A 13,808-nucleotide genomic window follows, 5' to 3' on the forward strand; every position below is an offset into this window, starting at 1 on the left:
CTTCATATAGCTGTATTCCTTTTCTTTGAGACAAAATGAACAATTATAGTAACAATAATAACGATTCCTAAAAACAACAAGCTCACTAGGAAACCAAAACGCGTTGTTTTTTGCAATAATGTCCCACTAACAGCTAGTGCAATCATTATAAGACCAATAATGCTTTTTATCTGCATCCAACCTTTTGGATTCATTAATCTCCAAAATGAAAGAAGAATGAGACTCCATGTATATAACAACATTAATCCAGCTGCAGTTGTTACATATTCATATATATTTTTCGGTAGTAATAAAGCACTAAGGATAGAAGCACCAAGTCCAATTATAATAAGAATTAGAGCTGGAAAAGAGATGTTTTTTTTGTTTTTTTTAGCAAACATTGCAGGTGCATCACCTTCTTCAGCTAAGTTCATGAGTACACTTGTCACTGCAAATAATGAACCAACTAATGTTGAAAAACCCGCTAAAATTAACACTACATTTAAAATAAATGGCACATACGGCAAATTATAGTCTTGTAATGCTATTACAAAAGGGCTTTCTTTCGTATTAAACTGGTTTAATGGAACCATCATAATTGCCAACCCTAAAGAAACTACGTAAATAATCGTTAAAATCATTAACATTACTCTTCCTGATTTTTGTGCTTCTTTAGGGTCTTTCAGTCTTATTGTCATTAACCCCATAATTTCGATTCCTCCAAATGCATAAAATGCATAAATTAGAGAGGACCAAGTGCCTTTTAATCCATTTGGGAACCAGTCTTTAAAATCCCGCGGAATTTGTGCTTTATATAAACCACCCTTTATAAATCCTAAAATAACTAAAATAGCAATTACAATAAACCCCATAATAGCCGCAATTTTTATAATAGCCATCCATTTTTCTAGGCGTTCAAATATCTTTACCCCTATAAAAATAATTAATATAGCTGCTACTCCGTATATAGCAGCAAATATCCATAATGGTATTTTAGGAAACCAGTAGCGTGAAAAGATTCCTAACGCACTTAACTGGCTGCCCATAATAAGCAGTTCAGAACACCAGTATGTCCATCCATGACTAAAACCCGCCCAATTTCCAAAAGCTTTTTTTGAGTAAATGCGAAAAGATCCTTTTTGCGGATCTTCTACAGCCATTTTTGCCAATGCTTCAAATACAATATAAGTAGTAAATCCAGTTAAAATAAGAATAAGAATAATTGACGAACCACCTATTTTAATTCCTATACTGGATCCTAAAAAGAAACCGGTCCCTATTGTACAGCCAATCCCAATAAGTGAGAGTTGCCACCATTTTAAATCTTTTTTTTCTTTCGTTTCGTTCTCAACATCATGACAGGTCATATTACTATTCTCCTTTATTCATTTTGAGAATGCCCCTCATGATCACTTGAATACTTCTCGGCAAGCTTTTCAATAACATCAGTGATATTATGAGCCTTTATTTTATGGTTTGCTACTCTTTCACTTCCTACAGAAATCTCAACTGTAAATAACGCTTCATATTTCATTTTTTCTGCCCCTTTCGCATCAAATATAATCTCTTATCTTTTATCCTTTTATTACACAAAAATTAATTATGTATTTAAAACCTTGTGAGTCTAAAAGTTAAACAAATAAATTTGAGTTATAGTTGTAAGTTTTAAAAAATGTATGAGAAAGGAGAGACGGCATGCCTCTCCTCTATATCCATTTCATATATAAAATTAACGAGTAACGCCACCGCCAAGTTGTTGCTCAGCTAATGATACAAGACGTTTCGTAATTTCACCACCAACAGATCCGTTTGCACGAGCTGTTGCATCTGCACCAAGTTGTACGCCAAATTCTTGAGCAATTTCATATTTCATTTGATCAAGAGCTTGTTCAGCGCCACGTACTAATAATTGATTGCTGCTTCCACTGTTATTGTTTGACATGTTCATTCACCTCCTTCTTTCTTTAATATGTTAAATTACATGCTAAAATATATAGCTAATTAATTGGTAATTACGACCGTGAATTCAAAGGTATAGTTGATCTTCTTTAAACCAAAAATAATCATGTATAGGAGAACGAAATACATCTTACGTGCCATGGGATATCATAAATAGGCCTCCATTACAACATAAAACGGGTTAAGCTATTTAACAGCATAACCCGTTTTTAATGAAATATTTTATTCCATATACTTTTGAACAATGGAGGAAAATGATGAAACATTTTGTTGCTTTATTAATTAAATACACAGCGATAACTGCTGTATTACTAATCATACTTAGTATCTTTAAAGGCATTTCAATTCCTAGAGTATTACTAATTTCTCTTTTCCTTACAGGAGCTGCCTATTTAATCGGAGATCTCTTCATTTTACCTAAATACGGAAATATGATTGCTACAATAGCAGATTTAGGCTTAAGCTTCTTTGGAATTTGGTTACTAACATCCTTGTTTACTGATTTAGATGTTACTCGTAACATTGGACTTTCTTCATTTATAGCCGCTTTAATTATTGGTGGAACAGAAATTTTCTTCCATGTTTATATGAAGAGGCTAGTACTGCGTAACGACAATGAATTAAGACATCGTAATCATATTCATCATGATAAATATGTTATGGAAATGTCAGATGAATATATAGATTCTTCCACAATAAATAAATCCAAGCTTGAGGATACATCTAAAAAATAAAAAAGTGGCCAACGCCACTTTTTTATTTTTGTTTATTAAGCTTGATCTGAATTTCTTACATGTAATGGAGGTGGAACTACCCATCCTTTTTTCTTACTTAAACGCAGTAACGTTACACCTGCTTGCGCTTTTTTCATATGAAATTGTCCGAATAGCATCCCTACATCTTCTCGAAGACATTTTCCCATCACTTGACTACATGTCACAAGTCCAGCTGCTAATCCTGTAGAAACAGCTGCTGCTATTTCAGCATCATTAATACGCGCTCCTGGAGGAATGTCTTCGATAGATGCAACTGGTCGTTCTGGAGGAGCAGGCGGTAATGCTACGCCATTAACCTTTAAAAGAGTTTTTAACTCTTCGATTTCCGAATTCATATCATTTTCAATTAAGCTTTCTAAAAACTTCTTCAAATCTTCGTCACCTGTGTGATTCATAAATACTTGATGGCTTGCGATTGCACCTTGTGTAGCTAAAAGATAACTCCAAATATCAAATACTTCTCCGTAATGTAACGGTTCATTTTGAGGATTTCCACTTAAAATACCCATTTTTAAATTCCTCCCTTTCGAAAATATCATAATCAATATTGATTTCAATATTGAAATCAAATTTTTAAGTATGCTTTTTCCTGCAAAAGATTTTCTACTATGCATGGAAAACACCTTTCCAACACTACGTGTTTATTGTTTAGGAAAGTAGTTTACAAATTAAATACTCAAAGATTATGAAAGAAAATTATCGATAATCTTTGAGTGAGAATCCATTTACTATAAGGGTTTTTATTTTTATACATATACAAAAGAAATTGATTTACATATTTGCTATATTGTATTTCAATTTACTTAGCGGTTAGCTCTACCACCAAGTTGTTGTTCAGCCATTGCTACTAAACGTTTTGTAATTTCACCACCAACAGATCCGTTTGAACGAGCTGTTGTATCTGCACCAAGTTGTACACCAAACTCTTGTGCAATCTCATATTTCATTTGATCAATTGCATTCTCAGCGCCTCGAACTAATAATTCATTACGACTTCCACTGTTATTGTTTGCCATATTCTTTCACCTCCGATGTTTTTAATATGCTACGAATCACAGAAAATAATTATCCTTTTTATGGTAATTTATTTATGTATAAATATTGATTTTCTTCTTAAAATAGGGCAAAAGACATAAGAAAGAAGAGTTGCTATAACATACTTTCATAACAACACTATGTATAGATTCCTCTTTACTAAAGATTTCTATTTTGTCAAGAGATACATATAAATTATGAAAAATGATTCCTAAGGAGATATGAGATGAAAGCTGTAACCTATCAAGGACCAAACCAAGTACAAGTTAAACAAGTTGATGATGCAAAGTTAGAGAAAAAAGATGATATTATTGTAAAAATTACTTCAACCGCTATTTGCGGTTCTGATTTACATTTATATCAAGGAAACATGCCTTTACCGCAAGGGTACATTATTGGTCATGAGCCAATGGGCATTGTTGAAGAAGTTGGTCCAGATGTTACTAAAGTAAAAAAAGGAGATCGTGTTGTTATTCCCTTTAACGTTGCTTGTGGACATTGTTTTTATTGTCAGCATGAAATGGAAAGCCAATGTGATAACTCCAATCCTCATTATGATTCTGGTGGATACTTTGGTTATACAGAGAAATTTGGTAACCATCCAGGCGGACAAGCAGAATATTTAAAAGTTCCTTTTGGAAATTTCACTCCATTTGTTATACCAGAATCATGCGAACTTGAAGATGAATCTCTACTTTTTTTATCCGATGTTTTGCCAACAGCCTATTGGAGTGTAATAAACGCAGGTGTTAAGCCAGGTGATACTGTTATCGTCCTAGGTTGTGGCCCTGTTGGATTAATGACACAAAAATTCGCGTGGATGCAAGGTGCTAAGCGCGTAATCGCAGTCGATTACTTAGATTATCGGATACATTATGCAAAAAAGATTAACAATGTTGAGGTATTTGAGTTTACAAAATTCCCAGATATGGGAGAACATTTAAAGGAAATCACACATGGCGGTGCCGATGTAGTCATTGATTGCGTGGGCATGGATGGAAAAAAATCGCCACTAGAATTTCTAGAACAAAAATTGAAATTACAAGGTGGAACTCTCGGGCCTATTCAAATCGCTACGAAAGCCGTAAGAAAATACGGAACGGTTCAAATGACTGGTGTTTATGGTGGCAATTATAATGCTTTTCCACTCGGAGCATTTTGGGTTAGAAATATTAACCTTAAAATGGGACAAGCACCTGTCATTCATTTTATGCCGGAACTATTTGAAAAAATAACAAACAAAGAATTCGATCCAAAGGAGATTATTACACACAAAATCCCCCTCGAAGAAGCAAGCTACGGTTATCAAATTTTTAATAATCGTGAAGATGATTGTATAAAAGTCATTTTAAAGCCTTGAAAATATAATTCATTATTCTTAATGAACAGATAAGATTACATTTCGCAATCTTATCTTTTTTTTTTTAACACTAAGTATCTCCCCCGTTTTCATCTCACATCGAAAATAGTTATTTCCAAAAACTTTGCATTTTGAGATAGTAATCAATTGGTAAAAAAATGAATTTTAGTATTAACTAACTAATTAGCGGACACGATAACAATGTTAACTAACTTAAAAGAGGTGTACTTCATGTTTTATTATAAAGAGGAAATAATTAATATGATTAAGCCGGACAAACCAGATCCAGCTGCTGCAAAAGTATTACAAGAAATATTAGGTGGGCATTATGGTGAAATGCGTACAATGATGCAATACTTTTTCCAAAGCTCAAATTTTAGAGGTAAAGAGAAACAATATCGTGATTTACTTCGAGGTGTTTTTTTAGAGGAAATAAGCCATGTAGAACTTGTACAACATACAATTAATCAACTATTAACTGGATCTGGTGAACCTACGCCTGGAAATGCTGGTATTGACACAGCACCACTTGACGAAGCGGTTAAACATGCAAATCCTCATCACTTTATTGTAGGGGCTCAAAGTTCATTACCTGTTGATGCAGCTGGTAACCCATGGAATGGATCTTGGGTATATAGTCATGGAAACTTAATTAGCGATTTACTAGATAATGTCGTACTTGAATCTACAGGTGTACTTCAAAAAACTAGAATTTATGAAATGAGTTCTAATCAAACCTTTAGAGAAACACTTGCATTTTTAATTGTACGTGATAATGCACATCAAAATGCTTTTGCAAAAGCTTTAGAGACACTTGGGGTGGAATGGGGCAAACTCTTCCCTGTGCCGAACTATGATATTAATAAATACCCAGAGTGCAAAAAGTATGTAGACATGGGATTCCATAACGCACAATTTAATTTCAGTTTAGATCCAACAAGAATGGGAGAAATATTCCAAGGTGAATCACCAAGTAGAAACAAAGGAACATTAACAGTAACTGACCCGCCAAAAGGTTTTCCTGTACCAGAGCTTCCTGAAATGCCAAATGAGCATAGTCCTGGATTAAAAGATATGGATCATTAAGATCATTATGGCCAACTATTTATTCATGGTTGGCCATAAATCTTTATATGGATTCCAGTTAACTTTAATCCACTTCCATTACATCACCAAACTTAAACATTCTTTGATTATGAGAAGCATCGGTACAAGTAATTGTCCTGTTTAATGGATTTATATCCGCAACTGTTATGTAATTTTTATATAGATAGCCATTTTTATAATAGGTAAGTAAAATCTCTTCCTCACCTAAATATGAAATTAATAGCTTATTTTCAATCCTTCCTTTTGCATCTTGTGTTAAGATTGGACGCGGGATTTTTGTTTGTTCCTGTATCATATCTTTAATACAAACGAACTGCTCTGGCATACTGGCAAACGGTTGCCACTTGATCATTTTATGTAAACAATTTGCTTATGGTTATACGAACACCGTCAGAAATTTGCCTGCTTTTAAGGATGTACTAACTTTCGATTGGATTATACGTGATTTCCAAAAAAAGTGGACAGATACAGAAAAAAATTTATTTCCCTATTATTTTATGGTGGAATATTACATTGATTATTCCCATGCGGATAAAAGAATTCATTTTATTATCTAGAGAATGTGCACAAGAGCATAATGGAAAGTATACACTAACAGTTCCAAGAGCAAAAAAGCAAGCAAGAAAAATACACAGTATAGATGTAACTGATACACTAACTATTAGTAAACGTATATATGATTTAATTCAAGAGTATATCTGTATTACAAATGAAAACTCAAATAATGAGTATCTATTATCTTATTATCATTACTGCAAATCTCAACGATATCAAAAGACCCATGGTAATGCTTTTAAGAATAAGAAAGATAGAACTAGATTTGAAGAAGGACAACTGTATACATTATTAAAAAATTTTTATGAGGAAATAGTTACGAAAAAGTATGGTCTATCGCTTCAATATATCAAACCTTTAGATATAAGGCATTTTGCTTTCTGTAATATGATGTTTCAAGGGTTTAATATGCTCACTATAGCTAGGATAGGAGGACATAGTTCTTTAGATGCACAAATGCATTATTTTAATCATCTAGAATACTTTAGCCAATCATCGATTCAATATTTGTCAGATCAGTACAGGAAAATGCCGTATGTTTCTTTACATACAGAAGGAATATCAAATGACGGTAATATAAAAAAATTATTTTCTAAATCTTTTCTTAATCAATTGTCAAAAGCGGATTTTAAAAAACTAACACGAATGGAACATGGTTATTGCCTTCATAATCCAAAAGATTGTCCCGTAGGAGATTGTAGATATTGTGAGTATTTTTTTATTCCTAACGATGAATTTAATCTTGATTTATATAGATGGTTGAGTGACGAATCTGAAATATTATGGAGACGCATTAAAGAACAACTTCTTTTGTTTCAAACTATTACAAAAAATATGAATTACAACTTTATTACCTTGGAATATGATGAACTTTCACAAGCAGAATTATACTATATTTCTCGGAACTTTAAAAAATGCAGGAACAAAAAGCTAAAGTAGATGTACAGTTAGACGCAGTAGCAAACTCTTTATTTTTGGGGATAAACGATGAAGAATAAAGTAGGAAAACCAAAGACGTATTCACTACAAGAACTTCAACAACATTTACTTAATTATGTTCAGAAACATCCCAATAAAGTTATATCTTATATGGATCTTGAAAGAGAAACTGGTATAAGTCGAAATACTTGGTCTCGGAATTTAAAAGACGAGATTGCTAGATTAAATGAACCAATACCATTCACAACTAAAATAGATTTTGATACAGGAATTCCCCTTCCTAATATTTTTGATATAATTGAAAAAATTATGATAATAAGCAAAAGTTAATTTCCTCACTAACACATTTAAATGCATGTATTAATTCGCTATACGCGATTGCTAAAAAAGAACAAGCATTTGAAATAGAAAATACTACATTAAAAATAAAAATAAAAGAATTAGAGCAAACTTTGCATGAAAAAGGCTGTGAAATAAGAGAATTAAAACAACAGATAACTCATTATAGCCAAGCTTATCGTAATATTTGCGCATCTTCTACATACGGAGAAAAAGGGATAAAAAATGTTTTAGAATTTAAAACAGGTATTAAAGAAAATGAAGAAAAAATTGCGGCTGATTTATCAAAGCAATTTAAAATGTTTGATTTGGAATAATATTAATATATCCTGATTAATATTATTCCACTATCAAAAAATTTTAAGTCAATTTTTTATGATCAAAGCGGTTATGGAAAATCAGCCCTATCAGAAACAGCCAATGCCAATGCTCCATGAAAAATGCAATAGAGAACCTAGAGACACTGCGAATACAATATGAACTACATCTTTAAAGAACTTAAGAAGGAACTATACTTAGATATACAAAAATCTCTCATTGCTAGCTTACTCATAAGTATGTTTGGTCCTAAAACGATTGTGCATTTTAGTCTTGTTTTTCTGTATATTTTATTTTGAAAATTAACGGCGAATTCATAAGATGTTGAAGTAAATAAATGTAGAGAGGAATCTAGCTCTAATGCAAATTTATCGATGCTCTATTGGTGAAAATCCTCAATAGGAACGTATTAAAAAGCTAATTTTGTTATGTAATTAAAGTATTTAATATAAGTCCCCATAATTTGGTTTGCAACAAGAATGTCTTTTTACGTGGAATCTCGTATAACCTTTTATGCAGGAAATTTTTTGAACAATCAAAATCCGTTAACACTTTACAAATAAACTTAATTTATCTCAAGATGATATTTTAAGTGATTAATCAATTGGGATAAATTTAAAGTAGTGGTTAGATAAGTAAAAAAGGGGTACTATTGGATACAAATAATAGAGATATTAAGTTCAGTATTCACTAGTTCTTCTAGTAGGACTAAGTATTTAATTATTATGATGATAGCTTTCACTATTATTTTAGGAACTTTTTAATTTCCCTTCCAAATAATACGCTCTATAAAATAAACATTTCATTTATCTTTTTCTTTTTAATAATACATCTAATTAACTATATTAGGGTTATATGGATATATTATCAAATAATTACTTAAAAAACCACTCTTGTTATCTTTATATTTATATATTAACATTCAATGTGAGTTAAAAATTATATTAAAAGGAGTGGTAATTTTGTTTAAAAGGTTTTTTACTAGTCTACTTGCAACAGTCATGCTATTCAGCTTTGTAGGTAGCGCATTTGCAGAGGATGCTGAGGTTGACTCTATTAATAACCAAGAGGAATTTATAGGTTCCTTCGATATCAATCAACATATTACTTTTGAAGATATGTATAACTTTGACAACGCTCAATTCGAAAAGGATTTTCCTTTCCTTGCAAATGATCCTGTATTTTTAGAATTAGAGGCAACTTTAGCAAACGGTCAATTTGAAACTGAAATGACTGATGGACCTGTTATTCAACAACGAGCTTTACCAGCTATAGTAATTGGAGCTTTACGAATTCTTACATCTAAAGTAGGCAGACAAGCAGCAGATAAAGCATGGGCAATAGCACGTCCGCATATACAAAAAGCTTTAAGCGCTCCAAGTAAATTCATCATTGATGGGCCTGATGGCGGTAAAATCATTCAAGTTAGAAGTAAAGCTACAAAAAAACCAATTTTCCGTTTAGACTATCATTATATTGATGGTAAAGGACCCTATTTACACTATCATGTGCCACCAAATATGAAAGCACATCATTTTATTTGGTAAGGGATAAATTATGAAAATTAAATATGATTCTGAACACCTGCACTTAGGTTACTATGAAGATGGTCATGATATTGAAGCTATAGCATATAAAAGGACAGATGAGAATATTTGGGATATATTTTTAGATTTTGAGCATTATAAAATCCCTTTAAATCGAGCTAACTATGAATATAAAGAATATGATGGTTATAAAATATTATCGATATCCACACACGACTTAGACTATGATTATGGCGTTTTACAATTTACAAAGTGGCTATTAGAAAATAAGGTATTACATACTTAATAAAAAAAGCTAGTATTATACTAGCTTTTTTTATTACTTTCTCTTATATACTCCTTCTTACTCTTCTACATTAAAATCATATATATTTTATTTCCCTTTTCAAAAGATTATTTTGTTTAAATCTTCCTTAAATCGCATCACTATTCGTTACTCTCAAAACAACTGCCTGTATAATACAATTAAGTATTTAATAGGAGCGTTATTCATGCCAGATATATTAATACTAGTTATCTTTATTGTTGTTACAATTGGTGCCATAAAATTAATCAAGTATCTGTATCAAAAAACTAGAAGGCTTTTGATAATTTGGAAAATCTTCACTCATTTCTCGAGCCCGACTTAACTCCCGAAAATAATAATAAAAAAATAAAGGCTGAAAAAATCCGACAAGAATCTTCCTTGTTAACAAACCGGAAAAAATTTCATAATTATTTAATTGTATTGTATTTTTGTACTAAATTTATGCTTTCGTTACTTAGTACTGCTAAATTAGGCATTTTTGTTTTTAATATTGAATTTATAATAATATTTGTTATTCTTAATTTTATAATATTACATTTAATAAATTAATTTCCCATATTAATACACCTTATGATAAAGATATATACTTTTTTGAAAAAATGTTTTTTTATTAATTTAATTCCATTTTCCACTTAAAAAACCGCAGCTCCTACCCACTTACCAACAATATAACCAATAGAAATAAGCAAAGCTCCTGTTAAGATATAAAAACAAGATTTAAAATACATACTCTTTTCGAGAGTATCACCAATTTTATGAAACATATTTGACATAAAAAACACCACCTTTTTATAATTACTAGATTACACAGAGATATTATCAGAAAATAACTAATTAATACAATACTTATTGAGATAATAATGTATAAAACAATGACATCGTTCATAAAAATTAAAAATTTACGAAATAAATTACTTTGCAGTTAATATTTAGAATTAAAAAGGTTTATTTGGTAAAAAACACATTATATTACAAGCGATTATTTACATATAAGAACCTTTTTAACCCTTATAAAACTCCTGGAGTATACTTTTTTATAAAATTGAGTATCAAACATATAGCTTTTTTATAAAAACTTACTTTTTACTTTATTCTTAGTAAAAAATAGATCCAAGAAAACCTATACAAGCTTCGACTTCTTTTTGAACTCTAACTCGTATTCACCTAGATTCAAAAATTACACCCACATATACCACCTTAACAATCTACGTTTGTTGGTAATGATAGTATGATTCCTCTTTAAGAATTACACTTCCAATTGAAAAGAAGAACAAAGTAATATCTAATATTTAACTAACATAAACTTACAATTAAAAATCCTAAAACATCTATCTTTTTTATATTTTTGCTTTAGGTATCTTTAATAAATAGATAAAGAGAAGCATTAATCAGTATGATATTCATATCTTCAGACAACATGAGGGGGTATAAATAAATGAAATTTACTAAAACTGATCGATTAGCGTTGAAGTTTATAGGTAATTCATTTGGTAATGCATGCGAATTTTCATTAAAATCTACTAGCTATACTTTTCATGCGGAATTAATAGTGGTGGCTGAATCGCCTCTTCACACGAATATAGAAGTAAAGGCATATGGTCAAACACATATTATTCCACCTACAGACGAACAATATCACAAACACTCTTCAAGTTATGTGCGCACTATAAATATTACCTCCTTTGTCCCATATAGCGGTGCTACTACCCTCGTTGTCGATTTCCCCAACCATAGTAAGGAATATACATCAAAGCGAACTCCAACCTGGGGCTTAATAGTCATTTACGGAGATCCAAATTTTCCTGTCCGTCATGTTTCTCTCTTTATCAATGAACAAGTGCATCCATGTATCTTCTCTCCTCTATTAATACCCTCACTAGGTCCAACTCATGGTACCCTCCATTTATTTGGAGAAATAAAGCAAATATTATCTTCTATTCCATGCATATCTTTCGGACCACCTATGAAACAAGCAACCTCCATTCATCCTCTAACTAGTATGATGAACATAACAAACCATTTACCCCAATCAATTTTAAATGAAGAGATTGATATCTCTTCAACATTGCTGCCAGAACAAACATCAGCTATACTCCACCTACCGTCTGAACAGGTGAGTTCAATCAATTTTCTTGCAGTTGGGCTACAAGTTAACACACCTGAACCAAAAATGACTATTGTTCATTCGGTAGATAAAGAACATGTTTTTGTTGGTGATATTGTCACCTATACAACGGTCATCATAAATAACGGAACAACGACTGCAGAATGTATTCAATTTCGAACAGGCTTTCCAGATGGAACGATGTTTATCTCAGATAGTGTAACAGTAAATACCATGACCGTTGCTGTAAATCCAGGCGAAAGAATACTTCTTGGAAACCTGCCTATAAGTAATAAAATAACGATTACTTATAAAGTAAAAATCACTCACAAACCTTCTCAAAATTTTATACTTCATCAACCTGTGCTTGATTATAATTTCACCCCTATAGAGAATACGATAGCAGTTGGCAATCAGCCGAGTAATATTAGTACCATTTATATACATTCATGAAATAGTCATTTAATTAAGCAAACAATTATCATATTCCCAAACTACTTACTAATAATTTCATATTCATCCTTTCTGACAAACATAGAAACTTCATTCATTTTGCTATTTGAATAGTCAACCAATATTCAGTAGGTTAGCATTTTCGTGCTTCCTAACTTTATGTTCTCAGACAAAATCAACCTTATCTTTGAATCCATATTTCTCAATGAGGCTTTTATTCCCCCTCTTTATAATGTTAGCTTGCGGACGCTCACAACTCTCATTCCATTTTCCAAAGGCTCAATTGGAAGTAATACTTATGTTCCACCTACTAATGAAAACAGCCCCGAATATCATTTCGGGGCTGTTTTCTATTTACTGACAGCAAAACTATATAAGCTTAATAACGGTAACAGACGGTGCTGCTATAGTTGTTGCCCCAGCAAGGGCATTTCTTAGAGTCAGAACATTCGCTCCCGCACCCGTATTAAATACGGTACTGCCGCCAACTGCAGGCTGGATAATACTGTTGGTTCCAGCATTCGCAACGGATTGTAGCGACGCTGATAACTGTGTTCCATTCAGGTACAAGGCGAAAGCTCGTAGCTCGCCAGCTGCTAGTGAATTTGCATTTGAATTCCAAATCGCATAATACGTTTGGTTCGGAGCAAGTACTATATCCGTGGATCCCGCAGCATGTGTTATTGCCGTTCCATTGATAACGTTATTGGTAACAAACGGTACACTGGCGTTACCTGCCAAGGCTACGTTTGTTGCATTGGACACTGTTGCATTGTTCGCGACAGTAAGCGGTCCTGTTGGTCCTGTTGGTCCCGTTGCTCCTGTTGGCCCTGTTGGTCCCGTTGCTCCTGTTGCTCCTGTTGGCCCCGTTGGCCCTGTTGCTCCTGTTGGCCCCGTTGGCCCTGGATCTCCTGTTGGCCCCGTTGGCCCTGTTGCTCCTGTTGGCCCCGTTGGCCCTGGATCTCCTGTTGGCCCCGTTGGCCCTGGATCTCCTGTTGGCCCCGTTGGCCCTGGATCTCCTGTTGGCCCC

16 protein-coding genes and 2 pseudogenes are annotated in these 13,808 nt (G+C 32.6%); 9 read left to right on the forward strand and 9 right to left on the reverse strand.

Annotated features, from left to right (window positions below; translation table 11 throughout):
- Positions 1 to 2: 2 nt before the first annotated feature.
- The 3 genes from ACVWY7_RS25030 to ACVWY7_RS25040 form a co-directional block, all read right to left on the reverse strand.
- Positions 3 to 1,346, reverse strand: a complete 1,344-nt coding sequence (locus tag ACVWY7_RS25030; protein WP_456524027.1) for an amino acid permease — start codon at positions 1,344 to 1,346, stop codon at positions 3 to 5.
- Between the two features lie 14 nt (positions 1,347 to 1,360).
- Entirely contained in the window at positions 1,361 to 1,513 is a 153-nt protein-coding gene (locus ACVWY7_RS25035) for a hypothetical protein (protein WP_000872955.1), read from the reverse strand.
- A gap of 195 nt (positions 1,514 to 1,708) precedes the next feature.
- On the reverse strand, positions 1,709 to 1,921 hold the full coding sequence (locus ACVWY7_RS25040) for an alpha/beta-type small acid-soluble spore protein (protein WP_000069660.1): 213 nt from the start codon (positions 1,919 to 1,921) through the stop codon (positions 1,709 to 1,711).
- 274 nt (positions 1,922 to 2,195) lie between these two features.
- On the opposite strand from ACVWY7_RS25040, the gene ACVWY7_RS25045 reads away from it, so the two are divergent.
- Positions 2,196 to 2,672 (forward strand): YndM family protein, encoded by a 477-nt coding sequence (locus tag ACVWY7_RS25045; RefSeq protein WP_087932035.1) that lies wholly within the window; start codon positions 2,196 to 2,198, stop codon positions 2,670 to 2,672.
- A 35-nt stretch (positions 2,673 to 2,707) separates the two neighbouring features.
- On the opposite strand, the gene ACVWY7_RS25050 is transcribed toward ACVWY7_RS25045, so the two are convergent.
- Both ACVWY7_RS25050 and sasP read right to left on the reverse strand, forming a co-directional pair.
- Positions 2,708 to 3,223 carry a DUF3231 family protein gene (locus ACVWY7_RS25050; protein ID WP_456524028.1) on the reverse strand — a complete coding sequence of 172 codons (516 nt, stop codon included), beginning with the start codon at positions 3,221 to 3,223 and terminating at the stop codon, positions 2,708 to 2,710.
- 294 nt (positions 3,224 to 3,517) lie between these two features.
- Positions 3,518 to 3,730 (reverse strand): small acid-soluble spore protein, SasP family, encoded by a 213-nt coding sequence (gene sasP, locus ACVWY7_RS25055; RefSeq protein ID WP_000002837.1) that lies wholly within the window; start codon positions 3,728 to 3,730, stop codon positions 3,518 to 3,520.
- Positions 3,731 to 3,975: 245 nt separating this feature from the next.
- Here sasP and ACVWY7_RS25060 point away from each other — a divergent pair, with 245 nt between their 5' ends.
- Positions 3,976 to 5,109: a zinc-dependent alcohol dehydrogenase gene (locus ACVWY7_RS25060; protein ID WP_000649077.1), complete on the forward strand. Its 1,134-nt coding sequence runs from the start codon at positions 3,976 to 3,978 to the stop codon at positions 5,107 to 5,109.
- 231 nt (positions 5,110 to 5,340) lie between these two features.
- Positions 5,341 to 6,195, forward strand: coding sequence for a manganese catalase family protein (locus ACVWY7_RS25065; protein WP_078986447.1), 855 nt, complete (start codon positions 5,341 to 5,343; stop codon positions 6,193 to 6,195).
- A gap of 64 nt (positions 6,196 to 6,259) precedes the next feature.
- On the opposite strand, the gene ACVWY7_RS25070 is transcribed toward ACVWY7_RS25065, so the two are convergent.
- Positions 6,260 to 6,568: a YolD-like family protein gene (locus tag ACVWY7_RS25070; protein WP_073523273.1), complete on the reverse strand. Its 309-nt coding sequence runs from the start codon at positions 6,566 to 6,568 to the stop codon at positions 6,260 to 6,262.
- Between the two features lie 161 nt (positions 6,569 to 6,729).
- Between ACVWY7_RS25070 and ACVWY7_RS25075 the strand changes: the two genes are divergently transcribed.
- The 3 genes from ACVWY7_RS25075 (at position 6,730) to ACVWY7_RS25085 (ending at position 8,366) form a co-directional block, all read left to right on the forward strand.
- Positions 6,730 to 7,710 (forward strand): site-specific integrase, encoded by a 981-nt coding sequence (locus ACVWY7_RS25075; protein WP_002080087.1) that lies wholly within the window; start codon positions 6,730 to 6,732, stop codon positions 7,708 to 7,710.
- Positions 7,711 to 7,758: 48 nt separating this feature from the next.
- The gene (locus ACVWY7_RS25080) at positions 7,759 to 8,040 is read left to right on the forward strand and encodes a hypothetical protein (RefSeq protein ID WP_105989908.1); all 282 of its coding nucleotides are present in this window, start codon (positions 7,759 to 7,761) and stop codon (positions 8,038 to 8,040) included.
- A 122-nt stretch (positions 8,041 to 8,162) separates the two neighbouring features.
- Positions 8,163 to 8,366, forward strand: a complete 204-nt coding sequence (locus ACVWY7_RS25085; protein ID WP_105989907.1) for a hypothetical protein — start codon at positions 8,163 to 8,165, stop codon at positions 8,364 to 8,366.
- Positions 8,367 to 8,584: 218 nt separating this feature from the next.
- Here the strand turns inward: ACVWY7_RS25085 and ACVWY7_RS25090 are convergent.
- Positions 8,585 to 8,877, reverse strand: a pseudogene (locus tag ACVWY7_RS25090) (Y-family DNA polymerase); the annotation flags it as partial.
- Positions 8,878 to 9,329: 452 nt separating this feature from the next.
- Here ACVWY7_RS25090 and ACVWY7_RS25095 point away from each other — a divergent pair.
- On the forward strand, positions 9,330 to 9,914 hold the full coding sequence (locus tag ACVWY7_RS25095) for a hypothetical protein (RefSeq protein WP_000476270.1): 585 nt from the start codon (positions 9,330 to 9,332) through the stop codon (positions 9,912 to 9,914).
- Between the two features lie 10 nt (positions 9,915 to 9,924).
- Positions 9,925 to 10,200, forward strand: a complete 276-nt coding sequence (locus tag ACVWY7_RS25100) for a DUF3986 family protein (RefSeq protein ID WP_000695961.1) — start codon at positions 9,925 to 9,927, stop codon at positions 10,198 to 10,200.
- Between the two features lie 653 nt (positions 10,201 to 10,853).
- Here the strand turns inward: ACVWY7_RS25100 and ACVWY7_RS25105 are convergent.
- On the reverse strand, positions 10,854 to 10,994 hold the full coding sequence (locus ACVWY7_RS25105) for a hypothetical protein (protein ID WP_000069041.1): 141 nt from the start codon (positions 10,992 to 10,994) through the stop codon (positions 10,854 to 10,856).
- A 662-nt stretch (positions 10,995 to 11,656) separates the two neighbouring features.
- Here ACVWY7_RS25105 and ACVWY7_RS25110 point away from each other — a divergent pair.
- Positions 11,657 to 12,778, forward strand: coding sequence for a DUF11 domain-containing protein (locus ACVWY7_RS25110; RefSeq protein WP_105989905.1), 1,122 nt, complete (start codon positions 11,657 to 11,659; stop codon positions 12,776 to 12,778).
- A 369-nt stretch (positions 12,779 to 13,147) separates the two neighbouring features.
- On the opposite strand, the pseudogene ACVWY7_RS25115 reads toward ACVWY7_RS25110, so the two are convergent.
- Positions 13,148 to 13,808: pseudogene (locus ACVWY7_RS25115) on the reverse strand (collagen-like repeat preface domain-containing protein); the annotation flags it as partial.

The organism is Bacillus sp. TE9106W (assembly GCF_054062215.1).

Bases quoted from the DNA above. Each gene is read 5' to 3' on its own strand.
- ACVWY7_RS25105 (WP_000069041.1), bottom strand. From the start codon at position 10,994: ATGTCAAATATGTTTCATAAAATTGGTGATACTCTCGAAAAGAGTATG.
- ACVWY7_RS25060 (WP_000649077.1), top strand. From the start codon at position 3,976: ATGAAAGCTGTAACCTATCAAGGACCAAACCAAGTACAAGTTAAACAA.
- ACVWY7_RS25030 (WP_456524027.1), bottom strand. From the start codon at position 1,346: ATGACCTGTCATGATGTTGAGAACGAAACGAAAGAAAAAAAAGATTTA.
- ACVWY7_RS25050 (WP_456524028.1), bottom strand. From the start codon at position 3,223: ATGGGTATTTTAAGTGGAAATCCTCAAAATGAACCGTTACATTACGGA.
- ACVWY7_RS25100 (WP_000695961.1), top strand. From the start codon at position 9,925: ATGAAAATTAAATATGATTCTGAACACCTGCACTTAGGTTACTATGAA.
- ACVWY7_RS25080 (WP_105989908.1), top strand. From the start codon at position 7,759: ATGAAGAATAAAGTAGGAAAACCAAAGACGTATTCACTACAAGAACTT.
- ACVWY7_RS25040 (WP_000069660.1), bottom strand. From the start codon at position 1,921: ATGTCAAACAATAACAGTGGAAGCAGCAATCAATTATTAGTACGTGGC.
- ACVWY7_RS25035 (WP_000872955.1), bottom strand. From the start codon at position 1,513: ATGAAATATGAAGCGTTATTTACAGTTGAGATTTCTGTAGGAAGTGAA.
- ACVWY7_RS25070 (WP_073523273.1), bottom strand. From the start codon at position 6,568: ATGATCAAGTGGCAACCGTTTGCCAGTATGCCAGAGCAGTTCGTTTGT.
- sasP (WP_000002837.1), bottom strand. From the start codon at position 3,730: ATGGCAAACAATAACAGTGGAAGTCGTAATGAATTATTAGTTCGAGGC.
- ACVWY7_RS25065 (WP_078986447.1), top strand. From the start codon at position 5,341: ATGTTTTATTATAAAGAGGAAATAATTAATATGATTAAGCCGGACAAA.
- ACVWY7_RS25045 (WP_087932035.1), top strand. From the start codon at position 2,196: ATGAAACATTTTGTTGCTTTATTAATTAAATACACAGCGATAACTGCT.
- ACVWY7_RS25110 (WP_105989905.1), top strand. From the start codon at position 11,657: ATGAAATTTACTAAAACTGATCGATTAGCGTTGAAGTTTATAGGTAAT.